The organism is Bradyrhizobium sp. 6(2017), assembly GCF_011058295.2.
Lineage (GTDB): Bacteria > Pseudomonadota > Alphaproteobacteria > Rhizobiales > Xanthobacteraceae > Bradyrhizobium > Bradyrhizobium septentrionale.
The window spans coordinates 4913471-4931930 of record NZ_CP049289.2; the positions used below are offsets into that span (position 1 = coordinate 4913471).

Sequence of the window (18460 nt, forward strand, 5' to 3'; positions counted from 1 at the left end):
GATCGTCAGTCCGTCGACTTAGCCTGCCTTGGCGGCCGGCGCGGCGGGTTTCGGCGCCGGCGGCTTAACCGGCTTGTCCTGCCGCTTCGACCACGAAATGTAGTAGGCCACGATCGTCATGATCGCGATGCCGGAGATGCTGACGAAGATCTGCGCGAACAGCGAGCCCGAGCTCATCGAGAGCTCGAAATGTCCGACAAAGGACAGGAACACGCCGACGCAGAACACCGCGAGCGACTGCTGGCCGCAGACGATCAGGGGATCGAACACCTTCCACTCCAGCGCCGCCCAGTCCTTCGGGATGAATCGGATCACCAGCACCGTGATCACCACGAAATGCAGGAAGCGATAGGGCGCGAGGTTGGTCTTGTCGTTCGGGTTGAAGGTCGCATAGAGCCAATGCGGGAACATCGCGCCGAAGTCCGGGAAGCGGCCGGCCATCGTCATGACCAGGGCGAAGATCATGTAGGCGATGCAGAACCACAGCGTATAGGGCGAGTTGATGATGTGCATGTTCTGCCGTGCGCCACCCATCGCGCACCACGAGCCGAACACGAACAGCACCTGCCAGGCGAACGGGTTGAAGTACCAGGTCCCTGCCGGGTAGGCCGGCAGGTTCCAGCCCATCTGGCGCGACACCAGCCACAGCGCGATCGAGGCCGCCATGGTCCAGTTCGGCTGTCGCAGCATGAACCACAGCACCGGCGGGAACAGCCCCATCAGCACGATATAGAGCGGCAGCACGTCGAGATTGACCGGCTTGAATTTCAGGAACAGGCCTTGGCGCAGCGTCTCGGTGGCGTTGTCGACGAGACCGGCGACGTTGAACTCGTTGATGATCTCGGAATCGCCGAAGCGCAGCGCCAGATAGCTGATCGAGGCGATGTAGATCACGAACAGGATGATGTGGGCGACATAGAGCTGCCAGACCCGCTTGGTCAGCCGGGTCGCGCCGACGATGAAGCCGCGCTCCAGCATCATGCGGGCATAGACGAAGGATGCGGTATAGCCGGAGATGAAGACGAACAAATCCGCGGCGTCGCTGAAGCCGTAATTCCGCGTCGTGATCCAGTTCACGACGTTGTCGGGGATGTGATCCAGATAGATGTACCAGTTCGCGACCCCGCGGAACAGGTCGAGCCGGAGGTCACGTCCTTTTTCAGGCAGGGTGGCGTGGATTTCCATGGGAGCGCCGCTTCCTCGAGGTGATGTTGTCAAGAGCACCGCGCCGCCGGCCCAAGGGACTCCTAAGGGAAGCCTCCCGGGGCCAGATTGTCACAGCGCGGCAGAATGACTATACCGGTCCGGCGAAGGCTACCTCCGAGATCGAGGAATCACCGATCAGATCGTTGAACGGTGTCTCTATACTATCCCGGCGGCTTCCTTCAAATCGCTTCCATGTCGCACATCCCACGGGGCCGACCATCCATGACCGCACGCATTTTTAAGCCCGCCAAAAACGCGATGCAATCGGGACGTGCCAAGACCAAAGAGTGGCAACTGGATTTCGAGCCGGAGCAGCCGCGCACCGTGGAGCCGTTGATGGGCTGGACCTCGTCCACCGACATGAAGCAGCAGCTCACGCTGCATTTCGAGACAAAGGAGGAGGCGACAGCCTATTGCGAGCGCAAGGGCATTGCCTACCAGGTGATCGAGCCGAAGGATTCGGCACACCGCCAGATCGCCTATGCCGACAATTTTGCGTTCCGCCGCTGGGAGCCGTGGACCCACTAAGGCCGCCGATCAGGTCGCCGCGGGGGCGGCGAGGACGCCCGGGATCGGCAGCGGCGCGTCCTTGGAGACGCCGAGCACCGGAAAGCTTCTAATTTTACGCACGTTTGGCAGACCAGCGAATTGCAGCAGCTGCTGGCGCATGTCGTCGACGCTGGGCGCGACGCATCGCAGCACAAAATCGGCGTCGCCCGAGATCCGCCAGCATTGCAGGAAGCGCGGCACGGCCGCCACCGCCGCCTCGAACGCCTCGATCGCCGTCAGGGTCTGGCTGTCGAGCTGGATCAGGACGAAGGTCGTCACCTCATAGCCGAGCAGCCGTTCGTCGAGCGTGGCGCGGATCGCCTGGACCACGCCGCGGCTGCGCAGGGCGCGGACCCGGCGCAGGCAGGGCGGGGCGGTGATTCCGACCCGCTCGGCGAGCTCGTTGATCCTGATCCGGCCGTCCCGCTGCAACTCGGACAGGATCCGCAAATCGATGTCATCGAGCTGTGGGCGTTCTGTCACAGTCACGAACCCGCCACCGCGGTCCGCGGGCTCTTGCTGCCGGCGCGGAGCTGGGCGATCGCGGCCTGCGGCGCCACGCCCGACAGCACCAGCTTCTCATGCGCTGCGATGATGGCGTCCCGGGTCAGGCGGCCGCCGGGGCGGTACCAGGTGCAGAGCCCGGTCAGCATCGCGATGATCGCGAAGGTCCCGACCTGGATGTCGACGACCTCGAACACGCCCTCGGCGACGCCGTCGGCGAGGATCTGCGCCAGCCGCTGCTCATAGGCGCCGCGCAGCGCCACCACCGCGTCATAGTTCTTCGGCTCGAGGCTGCGCAGCTCGGAATTGGCGATGAACACCTCGCGCTTGCGGGTCATGTGGTAGCTGACATGGAAGGCCACGAAGGCGCGCAGCTTCTCGACCGGATCGGCCTTGCCCGCGAGCGCCAGATCGAGCTCGCGCAGCAAATCGTTGATATGATCCTGCACCAGATCGAACAGCAGCTCCTGCTTGGTTGAGATATGATTGTAGAGTGAGCCTGCCTGGATGCCGACCTCGGCGGCGAGCTGGCGCAGGCTCATTGCCTCGTAGCCGCGCTCGAAGATCAGGCGCACGCCGGCCTTGCGGATCGCCTCCAGCGTCGTGGGGCCATGTGAGCCGATCGTGCGTGCCATCGCAGGCCTCGGATGGGTGTTGGCTTGCCGGAAGCGGAGGAAACAAGCGAACGACCGTATGTTTATTGCATGAAATCCCAGCAGATTCAATGCGCTGCCAATTTCATGCGCAAACCATAGCACGGATGCTTGCGAAGCCAAGAAAAAAACGTATGATCGTTTAATTGCAAGATGAATCTCACGGGAGGGATCATGGCCTCAAACCGGGCGGCAGTGTTCAATTTCGACCTTGGCGAGACCGCGGATGCGATCCGCGAGACGGTGTATGATTTCTCGAGCAACGAGATCGCGCCGCGCGCCGCCGAGATCGATCGCTCCAACAGCTTTCCGCGGGACCTCTGGCCCAAGATCGGCGCGCTCGGCCTGCACGGCATCACGGTCGAGGAGGAGTATGGCGGCAGCGGGCTCGGTTATCTCGAGCACTGCATCGCGGTGGAGGAGATCTCGCGGGCATCCGCCTCGATCGGATTGGCCTATGGCGCGCATTCCAATCTCTGCGTCAACCAGATCCGCCGCAACGGCAACGAGGCGCAGAAGCGCAAATATCTGCCGAAGCTGATCTCGGGCGAGCACGTCGGGTCGCTGGCGATGTCGGAGCCCGGCGCCGGCTCCGACGTGGTCTCGATGAAGACCCGCGCCGAGAAGAAGGGAGACCGCTTCGTGCTCAACGGCAACAAGATGTGGATCACCAACGGTCCCCACGCCGAGACGCTGGTGGTCTATGCCAAGACCGATGCGAGCGCCGGCCCGCGCGGCATCACCGCCTTCATCATCGAAAAGGGCATGAAGGGATTTTCCACTGCCCAGAAGCTCGACAAGCTCGGCATGCGCGGCTCCGACACCTGCGAGCTGGTGTTCGAGGATTGCGAGGTACCCGAGGAGAACGTGCTGAGCGAGGTCGGCCGCGGCGTCAACGTCCTGATGTCAGGCCTCGACTATGAGCGCGCGGTGCTGGCGGCCGGTCCGATCGGCATCATGCAGGCCTGCATGGACGTGGTGCTGCCCTACGTTCACGAGCGCCAGCAGTTCGGCGAGCCGATCGGCTCGTTCCAGCTGGTGCAGGGCAAGATCGCCGACATGTACACCACGATGAACGCCTCGCGCGCCTATGTGTACGCGGTGGCCAAGGCCTGCGACCGCGGCGAGACCACGCGCGAGGATGCCGCCGGCGCCATTCTTTACGCCGCGGAGAAGGCCACCCAATGCGCGCTGGATGCGATCCAGCTGCTCGGCGGCAACGGCTACATCAATGAATATCCCACCGGCCGGCTGTTGCGTGACGCCAAGCTCTACGAGATCGGCGCCGGCACCAGCGAGATCCGCCGCATGCTGATCGGCCGCGAACTGTACGCCAAGACGGCCTGAGCTTCGCACCTGCTGCCGCGCTCCCGGCGCGGCGGCCTGCCTTCAAAAAATCCTGACGGCCCCTCCAACGAACGTGCAACACAGATGCCGCTTCATTCGACGATCGATCCCGCATCTTCTGAATTCGCCCGCAACGCCGATGTGATGCGCAGCCTGGTCGCGGAACTCCGCGACAAGCTCGGCAAGGTGGCCCACGGCGGCGGCGAGACCTCGCGCAAGCGCCACACCTCGCGCGGCAAGATGCTGGCGCGCGATCGCGTCGATCTGCTGGTCGATCCCGGCACCGCGTTCCTCGAGCTGTCGCCGCTGGCCGCCAACGGGCTGTACGGCGGTGACGTGCACTCGGCGAGCGTCATCACCGGCGTCGGGCGCATCTCCGGGCGCGAATGCATCATCGTCGCCAACGACGCCACCATCAAGGGCGGCACCTATTACCCGATGACGGTGAAGAAGCATCTGCGCGCCCAGGACATCGCGCGGCAGAACAATCTGCCCTGCGTCTACATGGTGGATTCCGGCGGCGCCTTCCTGCCGCTGCAGGACGAGATATTTCCCGATGAGCGGCATTTCGGCCGCATCTTCTACAACCAGGCGCAGATGTCGTCGCAGGGCATCCCGCAGATCGCGATCGTGATGGGCTCCTGCACCGCCGGCGGCGCCTATGTGCCGGCGATGTCGGACGAGAGCATCATCGTGCGCAACCAGGGCACCATCTTCCTCGGCGGTCCGCCGCTGGTGAAGGCCGCGACCGGCGAGGTCGTCACCGCCGAAGAGCTCGGCGGCGCCGACGTGCACTCGCGCCAGTCCGGCGTGACTGACCATTATGCCCAGAACGACGCCCATGCGATCGGCATCGCGCGCCGCATCGTCGGCACGCTGAAGCAGCCGGCGAAGGCGCCGCTTAACATGCGTCCCCCGCGGGAGCCGCTGTTTCCGGCGGAAGAAATCTACGGCGTCGTCTCCGCCGACGGCCGCAAGCCGTTCGACGTGCACGACATCATCGCGCGGATCGTCGACGGCTCCGAGTTCGACGAGTTCAAGAAGCTGTACGGCACCACGCTGATCTGCGGCTTCGCCCATATCTGGGGCTATCCGGTCGGCATCATCGCCAACAACGGCATCCTGTTCAGCGAGAGCTCGCTGAAGGGCGCGCATTTCATCGAGCTGTGCTGCCAGCGCGGCATTCCCCTGGTGTTTTTGCAGAACATCACCGGCTTCATGGTCGGCAAGAAATACGAAGCCGGCGGCATCGCGCGCGACGGCGCCAAGCTGGTGACCGCGGTCGCGACCGCCGGTGTGCCGAAATTCACCGTCGTGATCGGCGGCTCCTACGGCGCCGGCAATTACGGCATGTGCGGCCGCGCCTACAGCCCGCGCTTCCTCTGGCTGTGGCCGAACGCCCGCATCTCGGTGATGGGCGGCGAGCAGGCCTCGATGGTGCTCAGTCAGGTCCGCCGCGACAATATCGAGGCCAAGGGCGAGAGCTGGTCGGCGGAGGAGGAGGACAAATTCCGCGCGCCGATCCGCGCCCAGTATGAGAGCCAGGGCAATCCCTATTACGCCACTGCACGGCTGTGGGACGACGGCGTGATCGATCCCGCCGATACGCGCCTCGTGCTCGGGCTCGGTCTGTCGGCCGCCGCCAATGCGCCGATCGAGCCGACGAAGTTCGGCCTGTTCAGGATGTGACCCAGGAACTGACCATGGACCGCTCAAAACTCTACCGGCGTTTCCGTACGCTTCTGATCGCCAACCGCGGCGAGATCGCCTGCCGCGTCATCCGCTCGGCGCGCGCGATGGGGCTGCGCACCGTCGCGGTCTATTCGGAGGCCGACCGCGACGCGATGCACGTCGCGCTCGCCGACGAGGCCGTGGTGCTCGGGCCCGCACGGGCGCGCGACAGCTATATCAACATCGAACGCGTCATCGCGGCGGCAAAACAGACCGGCGCCGAGGCAGTGCATCCCGGCTACGGCTTCCTGTCCGAGAATGCCGAGTTCGCGCAGGCCTGCCTCGAGGCAGGTTTGGTGTTCGTCGGCCCGACCGCCCAGATGATGACGGCGATGGGCTCGAAATCCGGCTCGAAGGCGCTGATGGAGAAGGCCGGCGTGCCGCTGGTGCCGGGCTATCACGGCGAGGCCCAGGACGAGGCGACCCTGGCCGAGGCCGCCAACCGGATCGGCTTCCCGCTACTGGTCAAGGCCTCGGCAGGCGGCGGCGGCCGTGGCATGCGCGTGGTGAATGCGGCGGCGGAACTGTCGGCCGCGATCACAAGCGCCAAGCGCGAGGCCAAGGCGGCGTTCGGCGACGACCGCATGCTGATCGAGAAATACGTGCAGAACCCGCGCCACATCGAGGTGCAGATCATCGGCGACAGCCATGGCAATCTGCTCTCGCTGTGGGAGCGCGAATGCACGCTGCAGCGCCGCCACCAGAAGGTGATCGAGGAGGCGCCGTCGCCGACCCTGAACGCCGCGCAGCGCGACGCAGTTTGCGAGGCCGCGCGAAAAGCGGCCGGCGCGGTCAATTATGTCGGCGCCGGCACCATCGAGTTCGTCTCCGACGGCAAGGACGTGTTCTTCATCGAGATGAACACCCGCCTGCAGGTCGAGCATCCCGTCACCGAGCTGATCACCGGCGTTGACCTCGTCGAATGGCAGCTGCGCGTCGCCTTCGGCGAGGCGCTGCCGTTGAAGCAGGACCAGATCACGCTGAACGGGCACGCCATCGAGGCCCGCGTCTACGCGGAAAACCCGCAGAAGAATTTCATGCCCTCGGTCGGCCGCATCAAGACCTGGCGGACGCCGCCCGAAGGTGACGGCCTGCGCATCGACGCCGGCTATCGCAGCGGCGACAACGTCTCGCCCTATTACGATGCGATGCTCGCCAAGGTGATCGCCTGGGCGCCGACCCGCGAGGGCGCGATCGAGAAGCTCAACCGCGGGCTGCAACAGACCGACGTCCGCGGCATCGTCACCAACATCCCGTTCCTGTCGGCGCTGGTGACGCATCCGGACACGAGGGCCAATGCGATCGATACCGGCTTCATCGAGCGCGAGCTGAAGAACCTGACGGCCGGCACCGGCGCAGCCAGCGAGTTCGAGCTCTGCGCGGCGGTGGCTGCGATCGTCAACGACGAGCAGAAGGCAGCGCAGCGTGAGGCGAACTCGCCCTGGCGGGCGTTCGGCTGGATGCCGGTCGGCCGCCGCCAGCGGGTATTTTCGTTCCGGCAGGGCCATGAGCCGCCGCATACGATCACGCTGCACTATGGCCACGGACCGATGACGCTGTCAGTCAGCGGGCATGAGCTCGCCTTCGCGATCTCGTCATCAGGCGAGGATGGCTTCGACCTGACGCTTGATGGCCTCAGGTCGCGCGTCACGGCAGTCGTCGAGGGTCACGAGCTTTACTTGCGCACCCGCAACGGCCGCTTCGACCTGCATTGGGTCGACCCGTTCGGCGGCGAGAGCGAGGAGCAGGCCGGTGAGGACAAGATCGTGGCTCCCTTGCCGGGCACCGTGGTCGCGCTGCTGGCCGAGGAGGGCGCGACCTTGGAGAAGGGCGCGCCGATCCTCACCCTCGAAGTGATGAAGATGGAGCAGACCCTGCGTGCGCCCTATGCCGGCGTGCTGAAGAAGCTCAAATGCAAGGTCGGCGACATCGTCGGCGAGGGCGTCGAACTGGCCGAAGTCGAGGCTGTGGCCGCGTCATGAGCGATCAGATCCATATCGTCGAGATGGGGCCGCGCGACGGCCTGCAGAACGAGAAGACGCCGGTCAGCGTCGAGGCCCGCATCGCCTTCGTCAAGGCGCTGGTGGCGGCAGGGCTTAACACCGTCGAGGTCGGCGCCTTCGTGTCGCCGAAGGCGATCCCGCAGATGGCAGGCTCCGACCAGGTGCTGCGCGGCGTCAGCCATATCAAGGGCGCCGAATTCCACGTGCTGGTGCCGAACGAGAAGGGCTATGACGCCGCACGCGCGGCGGGCGCGAAGGTGGTCTCGGTGTTCGCGGCGGCCTCCGAAGGTTTTTCGCGCGCCAACATCAATTGCTCGATCGCGGAGTCGATCGAGCGCTTCAAGCCGGTGCTGGCGCGCGCCAAAGACGACGGCGTCAAGGTGCGCGGCTATATCTCCTGCGTGCTCGGCTGTCCGTTCGACGGCGAGATCAAGCCGAAGTCGGTCGCCGACCTCGCCGTGACCCTGTGGGATCTCGGCTGCTACGAGATATCGCTCGGCGACACCATCGGCGTCGGCACGCCGCTCAAGGCCAGGGAGATGCTGCGCGCGGTCGGCGCCGAGCTTCCGGTTGGTAACCTCGCGATGCACTTCCACGACACCTACGGCCAGGCGCTGGCCAATCTCTATGCCGGCATGGAGGAGGGCGTCCGCGTCATCGATGCCGCCGCCGGCGGCCTCGGCGGCTGCCCCTACGCACCCGGCGCGACCGGCAACGTCGCGACCGAGGATGTCGTCTACATGCTCGAGGGCATGGGCATGAAAACCGGCGTAGATATGGACAAGTTGCTCGCCACGACGAACGAGGTGGCCGGTTTGCTGGGCCGTCCGCCCGTGAGCCGCGTCGCGTCCGCGCTCAACGCGAAGCGGAAACGGCTTAGCGGATCGTAGGATGGGTGGAGCGAAGCGATACCCATCGTGTCTCCGCACATATTGATTGACATGATGCGCTCCGCCCATCCTACGAACCATTTCCGTCCGGCGGGGGCGTGTCGAATTGACGACGCGCGCGCTTTCGGCCGTACGGATGTGGCCGGGTGACTCGTGTCTGGGCATGATCGGCTTGATGGCAACCCATTCATAATCGGCGAGTTCGTAGCGCATGATTCGAGCCCCAGTTTGGGAGTTTGAATCACGGGGGTCTGGCCGAACGCAACGCTCCTGGGCAGTCTTCGTTCGGCGCTTAGGGCAGAAGCGGACATCAACCAAACGACAATCCCTGCTGATACCGTCGAAAATCATCTGAGCGGACGCCGCAGCCCATTTGGCTGCCACATCTTTGCAGTGATCGGAACGAGAGGGAAACTAGGTCGAGACCGCAATCGGCAGAGGGCAGTCGCATTGATCTAGATCAAGGTCGCCTTAATCGAGTGAGTGTCACCTGATTTGGGTTCAAGGCGGCCAACCATGGAGATACGGATACTCGACCACGGTCCACGCACGAGGGTTTTGCCACGTAGCGTGTAACACGTCGGCCCGGAGGTGACGCCTTGACAGCGAAGCCCAAGCGAACGCGCGATATCGCTATTTGCGATGATCCGTCAGATATCGACAAGATGATCTGCATACCCGGCGGGACATTCCGCATGGGATCGGACAAGCATTATCCAGAGGAGGCGCCGGCACATCGGGTGACTGTCGACGGCTTCTGGATGGATCGCCATCCCGTCACAAACAAACAGTTCAGAAAGTTCGTCAAGGCGACAGGTCACGTTACTGTGGCCGAGATTGCGCCCGACCCGAGAGACTATCCCGGGATCCTACCGCATATGGTCTATGCGGGCTCACTGATGTTCTTGCCGCCGGGACATCCGGTCAGCCTGCGCGACTTCAGCCAGTGGTGGACCTTCGCCAAGGGTGCTGACTGGCGCCATCCCTACGGACCGAATAGCAACATCCATGCGCTCGACCATCATCCCGTCGTGCACGTGGCCTTCAACGACGCACTTGCCTACGCGCAATGGGCTGGCAAGGAATTGCCGACCGAAGCGGAATGGGAGTTTGCGGCACGCGGCGGGCTCGACGACGCCGAGTATGCGTGGGGCGACGAATTCATGCCGCACGGCCATCAAATGGCCAACACCTGGCAGGGTGATTTTCCGCACCAAAACACCAATGCCGACGGTTTCGAACGTACCTCGCCGGTCACCGCATTCCCGTCGAACGGCTACGGCCTTTACGACATGATCGGCAACGTCTGGGAATGGACGGCCGACTGGTATTCCCCAAAGCATCAGGCAGATGCTCCGAAGGCTTGCTGCATTCCGGAGAACCCGCGCGGCGGGAGCGAGGCCGACAGCTACGACCCCAGAACCACCAATGTGAAGATTCCACGAAAGGTCATCAAAGGCGGCTCGCATTTGTGCGCGCCGAACTACTGCCGACGCTACCGGCCGGCAGCGCGCCATGCGGAGCCGGTCGATACTTCCACCAGTCACCTTGGCTTTCGATGCATCAGGCGAGGAGCCACTGACCCATCATAAGAAGGAAAGCGACGCCATGTTGGATTCTATATTCAATGACAAGCCGCCTTCTGCCGCAACGCCGCCAAGCAAGGCGTCCGGTTGTCTCAAGCGATCCTGCGCCGCCCTGTTAGGCGCATCGATGTTGATGCCACTGTCCGGACTGGTCAGCGCGCCGGCGGTAGCGCAGCAACCGCCACAGAAACCCAATATCCTATTCATCATGGGTGACGACATCGGCCTCTACCAGCCAAGCATCTACCATCGCGGCTTGATGGTCGGCGAGACGCCCAACATCGATCGCATCGGCAATGAAGGCGCGATCTTCACGCATTACTACGCAGAGCAGAGCTGCACCGCCGGCCGCAACGCCTTCTTCACCGGCATGCATCCATTGCGCACGGGTATGATTCCTCCGCAGCTTCCCGGCAGTCCGTCCTATCTGCGGCCCGGCACTCCGTCGCTCGCGAAATTCCTGCTCGATCTCGGCTACAACACCGGCGAGTTCGGCAAGAACCATCTCGGCGATCATACCGACGCGCTGCCGACCGCGCACGGCTTCCAGGAATTCTGGGGCTACCTGTATCACCTCGACGCGATGCAGGGCGTGAGCTTCCCGGACATCAACAAGACGCCAACCCAGCAGACGGTTGCCCCGCCATGCAAGAACACGCCGATCCCGGGTCTTGCGGAAGTACCGGGCGCAGTTGATCCGAAAACGTCGGCGGTTTGCCTGACGCCGCCGCGGCCCGTGCTGGCGTGCAAGTCCTCTGACGGTACCGCCAAAAACATGACATGCGAGGACCAGGGTCCGTTGACACTGGAGCGATCGAAGGGCGTCGATGAGGAAATCTCGGCCAAGGTCGTTGACTTTCTTGATCGCAACGACCCCAAGAAGACCAACAAGCCGTTCTTCGCCTGGTATAATCCGGCCCGCATGCACATCACGACCGTGCTAAATGACAAATACGCAGGCATGATCGGCGAGGCAGGCGGCAAGGACTGGGGCCTCAACGAGGCCGGCATGAAGCAGTTGGATGACAACATCGGCGTTGTCATGAAGAAGCTCCAGGACATGGGCCAGCTCGACAACACGATCATCGTGTTCACGACCGATAACGGCGCCGAGACCATCACCTTTCCGGACGGCGGCACCACTCCGTTCAAGGGCGGCAAGCTGAGCACCTGGGAAGGTGGCATGCGCGCTCCGGCGCTCATTCGCTGGCCGGGGGTCATCAAGCCCGGCACCATCAAGAACGACATCTTCGCTTCGCTCGACTGGCTGCCCACGTTTGTCAATATCGCGGGCGGCGCAAAAGGAGACGCGCTGAAGAAACAGATCGAGGCCGGAAGTTATCCCGGCATCGTCAAGACGACGCTCGATGGCGTCGATCAGGTTGAATATCTTTCGGGGCGTTCGGAAAAGTCGGCGCGCGATACCTTCTTCTACTATTCGGGCAAGGACCCGTCAGCGGTCCGCTACAAGAACTGGAAGATCTACTTCACGATGGTGTCCGACAACCCGGCGGGCTTTATTGCCGGAGCGCTTCCTTATCACTGGGCCCAAGTCGTCAATATCAAGCGTGATCCGTTCGAGACCTCGATCGGTTCACAATACAAGACGCTCATGGGCCAGGGCGGCACAATCGGCTCCCCTTCGACCGCCTACGTCTATGACTGGAACATGCTGCCCATCGGCCAGGCGCTTTGGCTGAAGGAGCTTGAGAGCTATATTCCGTACCCGCCGCTACAGGACCCGGCGAGCTACAACCTCGAGCAGGTGCTGCAACAGGTCAAGCAGGCCAAAGTGGCTGGTCGCAGCGACTAGTCGCTCGATACTAAATTGGCGGGCGTCACTTTCGGCGCTCGCCAATCTACTGCGCTCAGAACCCAACTGCTCACGAAGCTGCATATCGGCAAGCGTGCGACGAACAGCAGCGATACACCAGCCTCGCACTTGCCCTCAATGTTGACCAGTGCGGGCCATCGAATCGGACCGACAATGAAACAGATCATGGAAACAGATCATGCGATTTGCACGCCTTGACCGTCGCGCGCTGCTCTCGTCTCTGGCGATGCTTCCGTTTCTATCTGCCGCTCTGCGTTCCACGTCTGCCATGGCCCAAACGCAAACCGGTCCTCTGCCATCTTGGAATGAGGGGCCGACGAAAGCATCGATCGTCGATTTCGTCGAACGGGTCACAGAGAATGGTGGACCCTATTTCGTACCTTCCGATCAACGCATCGCGACCTTCGACAATGACGGGACCCTTTGGATCGAGCAGCCGATGTATGTGCAACTCGCATTTGCGTTGGATCGCGTGAAGGTTCTTGCGCCCATGCATCCGGAATGGAAGGACAAGCAGCCCTTCGCGGCAGTCCTGAACGGCGACTTGAAGGCGTTCGCAGCTTCCGGCGAAAAGGGCGTAGCCGAGCTGGTGGCGGTGACTCACGCCGGTATGACGACAGCGGAGTTTGAGAAGATCGTCACAGACTGGCTTGCGACCGCGCGTGATGATCGCTTCAAACGCCCCTACACCGAACTCGTTTATCAGCCCATGCTCGAATTGCTCGCTTACCTCCGCGCCAACGGCTTCAAGACCTTCATCGTGTCAGGTGGCGGCGTCGAGTTCATGCGGCCATGGACCGAGACGATTTATGGAGTGCCTCCTGAGCAGGTCGTCGGATCGTCAATCAAGACCCGCTATGAAATGCGCGACAGCACGCCGGTTCTATTTCGATTGCCGGAGGTCGATTTCATCGACGACAAGTCCGGCAAGCCAATCGGGATCAATAGCCACATTGGCCGGCGTCCGATTGCCGCCTTCGGCAACTCCGATGGCGACCTCGAAATGCTGCAATGGGCGACGCTCGGTACCAGCGGCGCGCGGTTCGGCCTGATTGTCCACCATACCGACGTGGAACGCGAATATGCCTACGACCGCCAGTCGCATTTCGGCAAGCTCGATGTCGCTCTCGATGCCGCAGCGCTGAACAGGTGGACCGTTGTGGACATGAAGAAGGACTGGAAAAGGATATTCCCGTTTGACTAGCGGCGGAATCGCGACGTTCGTGGCCGCGCGGATGCGGCGCACAGCCAACCCCAATGCCCGCCATCCGGCGATATTCCAGTCGGCGCATATGATCCCAGCCGATCCCGGTAGGATTTTTACGGCGGCTTATGGCCTGATCGCAGGGTGTATCGATCCGGTTGTTCTAAAAGGCCAAGCTTCAACATGATTGGCTCAAAGTCCAGCACGCGGGCCGCCTTTGCTTCCGCTTTCGGCGGCATGGCGGACTTGGCCGGGTTGCTGTTGGCTCGACTTGGTCGCGAATGACCCAAAGGCGACATTCAACGTCTGGAGTGATTTCCAGCTTCTGGCTGACCTTCGGATGCTAGCCGGGGAAGTCGCGGAACTCCTTGACGAGATTAAACGGAATTTTCCACCCGGCGCCTCCACCGCGCATCAGCATCTTGATGTCTTCCGCCCTGTTTTCTTTTCCGGTTTTCGGATCGGTCTCCAGCGTGTGGCCTTGGCTGTCCCAAGGTTTGCTCGCGCTTTTCGAGTAGTAGCCGAGAAAATGCCCGGCTTCATGGGCAGACGTGTTAGGCCCGCGTTGCGAGCTGATGAAGGCAATGTCCAGCGATCGAGCAAACGAGCCATTGGCGGAGCCGCCATTGGACCAGAGCTTATCGACGCAGAAAATGGTTAGATGGGCGCCCTGAACTTTGTGTTTGACGAACAAGCTCTTCAGCTTTTCGACCTCGATCACATCGGGAAAGGTCGCCAGGCTCGCATCCTTCATGCCAGTGGCGTTGGCGAGCTCCTGTTTGACGGCAGCCTGCGAGTCGTCGATGACCAGCCAGTCGCTTGGCACCCGCTCGAAGCGGATGTTGGCCTGCGGCCTCCATATATTGTTCATCGTCAGCAATTCATCTTGCTCGTTGCAGGGCTTCTTGGCGTGAAATGCCGGAGCGCCGCCACTCCCCGGAACCATGACATTGCGGAACGCCACCTTGATCTTGATTTCCGGCAGCACGGCGACATTGAGCTTGGCTTCGATCTTCCGGCCGGCCGACCGGGCCACCACCTCCAGGCCGGGAAAGCCAATCGGCTTAATCCGGCCATTGATTTCGAAAAACCGTGCATCGCCATTGAAGGTGGCGGGAAGTGACGCCGCCCTGAGCTGCGGATCGATATCGGGTTTGGAGAAGGTGTCTCTGGCCTGCATTAGGCGTCTAAGGGTATCGGCGCCATCGATCTCCTTGATCCCGAGGGCATGGGCGTTAGGATCGACTTTGAGCTTTCTTCCGGGATCGATCAGCGCCACGATGTTGGAGCCGCCGAACGGCACCACCATGCCCGGCGGGCTGCGGCGCTCATCGATGCCGGAGCGGCGGAAAACCTCTTGAAAAGCGGCCACGTCTGGTTCTCCTCTCCTGGTTCGGTCCGTCAACGCGAAATTTTGCGCGCGGAAATGAGAGCCTCCTTCTGCGGCGGCGGGAACACAATCCGGCCGGCCCCCGCGGCGAGATGCAGAAAATTTCGGCTGCGAAGTTGGCCAGTCCCTCCACAACAATTGGGCACGGACGGCAGTAGGCGTAGCCTACTCCGTTTTCCGGAGAACGCGGAAGGCCAGTCAATGTCCGCTAATGGCCCATCGAGGTGCGACAAAACAACCCGACGGGCAACCCAGCAAAACCTGTCAATCCTCGCGCGCGAAAATATTTCGCTTTATCAGAAATGCAACTCAGTGTATAGATTTGCCCGTCTCACCCGATCGAGGGGCGCTTCGCGGTCGTCACGAACGAGGTGTGAGATGCGGTGGACGCCCGAACGTTGTGACTGACGAGCACACGTGAAGCGGACGGTGAAGTCGTGTGGTCCTGACGCCCTAGCGGCAGGTGTCTCGTCGCAACACGCGAAGGCGTTTTGCGAAGGCGGTGACAAGCAAGCCCAGTCTCGCCGGGGAGAGCACGAAATAAGCCGTAAGCCATCGCGCAGGGAAAGCCGGATTGCTCCGGTTACACCTGTGGTCCTACCCCCGTGCTTTCTACCTTTGCACGGGGCCCATGGGTGCGATCGGCACCCGGCTTTCCCTGCGCCCTCTGTTCGAGCGAGGGCGGTGAGCCAACCCACAACTCGGGCGAGTTCCGTCGCGAGGCCGCAATCTCTTGGTTATTCCGTCAGGCACGGATCAGGTTCCCATAAGGACCGATAATACATGGTTGCCCGGGAGCCACGATTGTTGCGCCATCGCAACAGTAGTGGGGCATTTAACCCTAAACACAGCCGGTCCGTAGTCGCGCCGCTTTTTAGCCACACCCCGACATGAAAGGATATTCACGTAGCTGAATTGCCAGCGCTCCGACGGCGGGACTTTTGATGGGTTCCGGCGTTGATGAAGCAAAGAGCGCCGGAAACAGGGTCGCGATTGGACGCCAGGATGGACGCCAAGACGAACATCAAGGGCAGGCTGCCGAGCCGTCACGTGACGGAGGGGCCCCAGCGCGCGCCGCATCGTTCCTATCTCTACGCGATGGGGCTGACGACAGCCCAGATTCATCAACCCTTTGTCGGCGTTGCTTCATGTTGGAATGAAGCTGCCCCCTGCAACATCTCGCTGATGCGCCAGGCGCAGGCGGTGAAGAAGGGCGTGGCCTCCGCCGGCGGCACGCCGCGCGAGTTCTGCACCATCACCGTCACCGACGGCATCGCGATGGGCCATGACGGCATGCGCTCGTCGCTGCCGTCGCGCGAATGCATCGCCGATTCGGTCGAACTGACCGTCCGCGGCCATTCCTATGACGCCCTGGTCGGGCTCGCCGGCTGTGACAAGTCGCTGCCGGGCATGATGATGGCGATGGTCCGGCTCAACGTGCCGTCGATCTTCATCTACGGCGGCTCGATCCTGCCCGGCAACTTCCGCGGGCAGCCGGTGACCGTGCAGGACATGTTCGAGGCGGTCGGCAAGCACTCGGTCGGCGCCATGTCGGACGAGGACCTCGACGAAATCGAGCGGGTGGCGTGCCCGTCGGCCGGCGCCTGCGGCGCCCAGTTCACCGCCAACACCATGGCGACCGTCTCCGAGGCGATTGGCCTCGCGTTGCCGTATTCGGCCGGGGCTCCGGCGCCCTACGAGATCCGCGACGCCTTCTGCTCCGCCGCCGGCGAGAAGGTGATGGAGCTGATCGAGAAAAACATCCGGCCCCGCGACATCGTCACCCGGGAAGCCCTTGAAAATGCTGCAGCTGTGGTTGCAGCCTCAGGTGGTTCGACCAATGCTGCACTGCACCTGCCGGCGATCGCGCATGAGTGCGGCATTAAATTCAATTTGTTCGACGTTGCCGAAATCTTCAAAAAGACTCCTTACGTCGCGGATTTGAAGCCGGGCGGCCGTTATGTTGCCAAAGACATGTTTGAAGTAGGTGGCATTCCGCTGCTGATGAAGACGCTGCTCGACAATGGCCACCTGCACGGGAATTGCCTGACCGTCACTGGCCGAACGATCGCCGAAAACCTCAAAAGCGTGAAATGGAATCCGCACCAGGACGTGGTGCGGCCCGCCGACAATCCGATCACCGTGACAGGTGGCGTTGTCGGGCTGAAGGGTAATCTCGCTCCGGAGGGTGCGATCGTGAAGGTCGCGGGAATGTCCAACCTGAGGTTCACCGGTCCGGCCCGGTGCTTCGACCGCGAGGAAGACGCCTTCGAAGCGGTGCAGAAGCGCACGTACAAGGAAGGCGAGGTTATCGTGATCCGCTACGAGGGGCCGAAGGGCGGTCCCGGCATGCGGGAGATGCTGGCGACCACGGCGGCGCTGACCGGGCAGGGGATGGGCGGCAAGATTGCCCTGATCACCGATGGCCGGTTCTCCGGCGCCACCCGTGGCTTTTGCATCGGACATATTGGACCCGAAGCGGCCGTCGGCGGGCCGATCGGGTTGTTGCAAGACGGTGACATCATCGAGATCGATGCGGTCGTCGGCACCCTTAACGTAAAATTGAGCGACGCCGAACTCGCAAATCGTAAGACCAAATGGGCCCCTCGCGCGACGAACCATACATCTGGTGCGCTGTGGAAGTACGCCGAGCAAGTGGGGCCGGCGGTGGATGGCGCAGTCACCCATCCGGGTGGCGCGTACGAGAAACAGTGTTATGCGGACGTTTAGGCGTACGATAGTTGCGTTGGCGTTAGGGGCCATTCCGGTGGCGGCCCCCGTATTTGGATTCGACGGCGCCCCGGTCAATCCCCAGGATACGGTCCTTCCGGTGGCGTCCCCACAGCCGGGGACGGCCGGAGCGCTGAAGCGGGCCACGACCCCAGTGACCCCGGCGGCGACCTCACCGACCTCGTCCTTCAGCACGCTGCAGTATCAGGCCGAGGGCGGCCACCCCGTGGCGCAGTGGAAGCTCGGCAAGATGTACGCCGAGGGCGACGGCGTCATCCAGGACGACATGCGCGCCTTCGAATATTTCAGCCGGATTGCCAACGCGCATGCCGAGGATTCGCCGTCGGCGCCGCAGGCCTCGATCGTGGCCAACGCCTTCGTCGCGCTCGGCCGCTACTATCTGAGCGGCATCCCCAATTCCAAGGTGAAGGCGGACACCGAGCGGGCGCGGGAGATGTTCTCCTATGCCGCGTCCTATTTCGGCAATGCCGACGCCCAGTATGACCTTGCCCGGCTGTATTTGAAGACGCCGGACGCCTCGCGGGATGACTTCCGCTATGGCGCGCGCTGGCTCGGGCTCGCTGCCCAGAAGGGCCAGCATCAGGCGCAGGCGCTGCTTGGCGCGATGCTGTTCAACGGCGACCGGCTGCCGCCGCAGCGGGCGCGCGGCCTGATGTGGCTGACCTTGGCGCGTGACAGCGCCACGCCGGACGAGGCCTGGATCAAGGAAAGCTACAACCGGGCGATCGCCAAGGCCTCCGAGGACGATCGCGCGATGGCGCTCCAGATGCTCGAGCATTGGGTGCAGGGTCGCCGGGATTGATGTCCCGGCA

Annotated in this window: 14 protein-coding genes; 10 read left to right on the forward strand and 4 right to left on the reverse strand. The window is 62.8% G+C overall.

The window, feature by feature from the left end; all coding sequences use genetic code 11:
- Positions 1 to 18 precede the first annotated feature (18 nt).
- On the reverse strand, positions 19 to 1185 hold the full coding sequence (locus G6P99_RS22875; RefSeq protein WP_029082715.1) for an OpgC domain-containing protein: 1167 nt from the start codon (positions 1183 to 1185) through the stop codon (positions 19 to 21).
- 243 nt (positions 1186 to 1428) lie between these two features.
- Between G6P99_RS22875 and G6P99_RS22880 the strand changes: the two genes are divergently transcribed.
- Positions 1429 to 1734 (forward strand): ETC complex I subunit, encoded by a 306-nt coding sequence (locus G6P99_RS22880; protein WP_029082714.1) that lies wholly within the window; start codon positions 1429 to 1431, stop codon positions 1732 to 1734.
- Between the two features lie 9 nt (positions 1735 to 1743).
- Here G6P99_RS22880 and G6P99_RS22885 read toward each other — a convergent pair whose 3' ends face one another.
- A complete protein-coding gene (locus G6P99_RS22885) occupies positions 1744 to 2238 on the reverse strand; it encodes an Lrp/AsnC family transcriptional regulator (RefSeq protein WP_035977386.1) in 495 nt (164 codons plus the stop codon).
- Between the two features lie 2 nt (positions 2239 to 2240).
- Entirely contained in the window at positions 2241 to 2894 is a 654-nt protein-coding gene (locus G6P99_RS22890; protein ID WP_029082712.1) for a TetR/AcrR family transcriptional regulator, read from the reverse strand.
- A gap of 192 nt (positions 2895 to 3086) precedes the next feature.
- On the opposite strand from G6P99_RS22890, the gene G6P99_RS22895 reads away from it, so the two are divergent.
- The 7 genes from G6P99_RS22895 to G6P99_RS22925 all read left to right on the forward strand — a co-directional run bounded on the left by G6P99_RS22895 (position 3087) and on the right by G6P99_RS22925 (position 13507).
- On the forward strand, positions 3087 to 4259 hold the full coding sequence (locus G6P99_RS22895) for an isovaleryl-CoA dehydrogenase (protein WP_029082711.1): 1173 nt from the start codon (positions 3087 to 3089) through the stop codon (positions 4257 to 4259).
- An 84-nt stretch (positions 4260 to 4343) separates the two neighbouring features.
- Entirely contained in the window at positions 4344 to 5948 is a 1605-nt protein-coding gene (locus tag G6P99_RS22900) for a carboxyl transferase domain-containing protein (protein ID WP_165123501.1), read from the forward strand.
- A 14-nt stretch (positions 5949 to 5962) separates the two neighbouring features.
- The gene (locus G6P99_RS22905) at positions 5963 to 7972 is read left to right on the forward strand and encodes an acetyl/propionyl/methylcrotonyl-CoA carboxylase subunit alpha (protein WP_029082709.1); all 2010 of its coding nucleotides are present in this window, start codon (positions 5963 to 5965) and stop codon (positions 7970 to 7972) included.
- Positions 7969 to 8883 carry a hydroxymethylglutaryl-CoA lyase gene (locus G6P99_RS22910; RefSeq protein WP_165123503.1) on the forward strand — a complete coding sequence of 305 codons (915 nt, stop codon included), beginning with the start codon at positions 7969 to 7971 and terminating at the stop codon, positions 8881 to 8883. The genes G6P99_RS22905 and G6P99_RS22910 overlap by 4 nt, the downstream gene beginning before the upstream one ends.
- Before the next feature lie 665 nt (positions 8884 to 9548).
- Positions 9549 to 10475 carry a formylglycine-generating enzyme family protein gene (locus tag G6P99_RS22915; RefSeq protein WP_035977384.1) on the forward strand — a complete coding sequence of 309 codons (927 nt, stop codon included), beginning with the start codon at positions 9549 to 9551 and terminating at the stop codon, positions 10473 to 10475.
- A gap of 127 nt (positions 10476 to 10602) precedes the next feature.
- Positions 10603 to 12282: an arylsulfatase gene (locus G6P99_RS22920; protein ID WP_165128959.1), complete on the forward strand. Its 1680-nt coding sequence runs from the start codon at positions 10603 to 10605 to the stop codon at positions 12280 to 12282.
- A 247-nt stretch (positions 12283 to 12529) separates the two neighbouring features.
- On the forward strand, positions 12530 to 13507 hold the full coding sequence (locus G6P99_RS22925) for an HAD family hydrolase (protein ID WP_051346500.1): 978 nt from the start codon (positions 12530 to 12532) through the stop codon (positions 13505 to 13507).
- Positions 13508 to 13850: 343 nt separating this feature from the next.
- On the opposite strand, the gene G6P99_RS22930 is transcribed toward G6P99_RS22925, so the two are convergent.
- A complete protein-coding gene (locus G6P99_RS22930) occupies positions 13851 to 14879 on the reverse strand; it encodes a hypothetical protein (protein ID WP_165123505.1) in 1029 nt (342 codons plus the stop codon).
- Positions 14880 to 15902: 1023 nt separating this feature from the next.
- Between G6P99_RS22930 and ilvD the strand changes: the two genes are divergently transcribed.
- Positions 15903 to 17627, forward strand: a complete 1725-nt coding sequence (ilvD, locus tag G6P99_RS22935; RefSeq protein WP_029082703.1) for a dihydroxy-acid dehydratase — start codon at positions 15903 to 15905, stop codon at positions 17625 to 17627.
- Complete coding sequence (locus G6P99_RS22940) at positions 17614 to 18450, forward strand: tetratricopeptide repeat protein (protein ID WP_029082702.1); 837 nt, start codon at positions 17614 to 17616, stop codon at positions 18448 to 18450. The genes ilvD and G6P99_RS22940 overlap by 14 nt, the downstream gene beginning before the upstream one ends.
- The last annotated feature ends 10 nt before the right edge of the window (positions 18451 to 18460 follow it).

Coding starts and splice junctions, on each gene's coding strand:
- G6P99_RS22875 (WP_029082715.1), bottom strand. CDS start 1,185: ATGGAAATCCACGCCACCCTGCCTGAAAAAGGACGTGACCTCCGGCTC.
- G6P99_RS22880 (WP_029082714.1), top strand. CDS start 1,429: ATGACCGCACGCATTTTTAAGCCCGCCAAAAACGCGATGCAATCGGGA.
- G6P99_RS22890 (WP_029082712.1), bottom strand. CDS start 2,894: ATGGCACGCACGATCGGCTCACATGGCCCCACGACGCTGGAGGCGATC.
- G6P99_RS22895 (WP_029082711.1), top strand. CDS start 3,087: ATGGCCTCAAACCGGGCGGCAGTGTTCAATTTCGACCTTGGCGAGACC.
- G6P99_RS22900 (WP_165123501.1), top strand. CDS start 4,344: ATGCCGCTTCATTCGACGATCGATCCCGCATCTTCTGAATTCGCCCGC.
- G6P99_RS22905 (WP_029082709.1), top strand. CDS start 5,963: ATGGACCGCTCAAAACTCTACCGGCGTTTCCGTACGCTTCTGATCGCC.
- G6P99_RS22910 (WP_165123503.1), top strand. CDS start 7,969: ATGAGCGATCAGATCCATATCGTCGAGATGGGGCCGCGCGACGGCCTG.
- G6P99_RS22915 (WP_035977384.1), top strand. CDS start 9,549: ATGATCTGCATACCCGGCGGGACATTCCGCATGGGATCGGACAAGCAT.
- G6P99_RS22920 (WP_165128959.1), top strand. CDS start 10,603: ATGCCACTGTCCGGACTGGTCAGCGCGCCGGCGGTAGCGCAGCAACCG.
- G6P99_RS22925 (WP_051346500.1), top strand. CDS start 12,530: ATGCTTCCGTTTCTATCTGCCGCTCTGCGTTCCACGTCTGCCATGGCC.
- ilvD (WP_029082703.1), top strand. CDS start 15,903: ATGGACGCCAAGACGAACATCAAGGGCAGGCTGCCGAGCCGTCACGTG.
- G6P99_RS22940 (WP_029082702.1), top strand. CDS start 17,614: ATGCGGACGTTTAGGCGTACGATAGTTGCGTTGGCGTTAGGGGCCATT.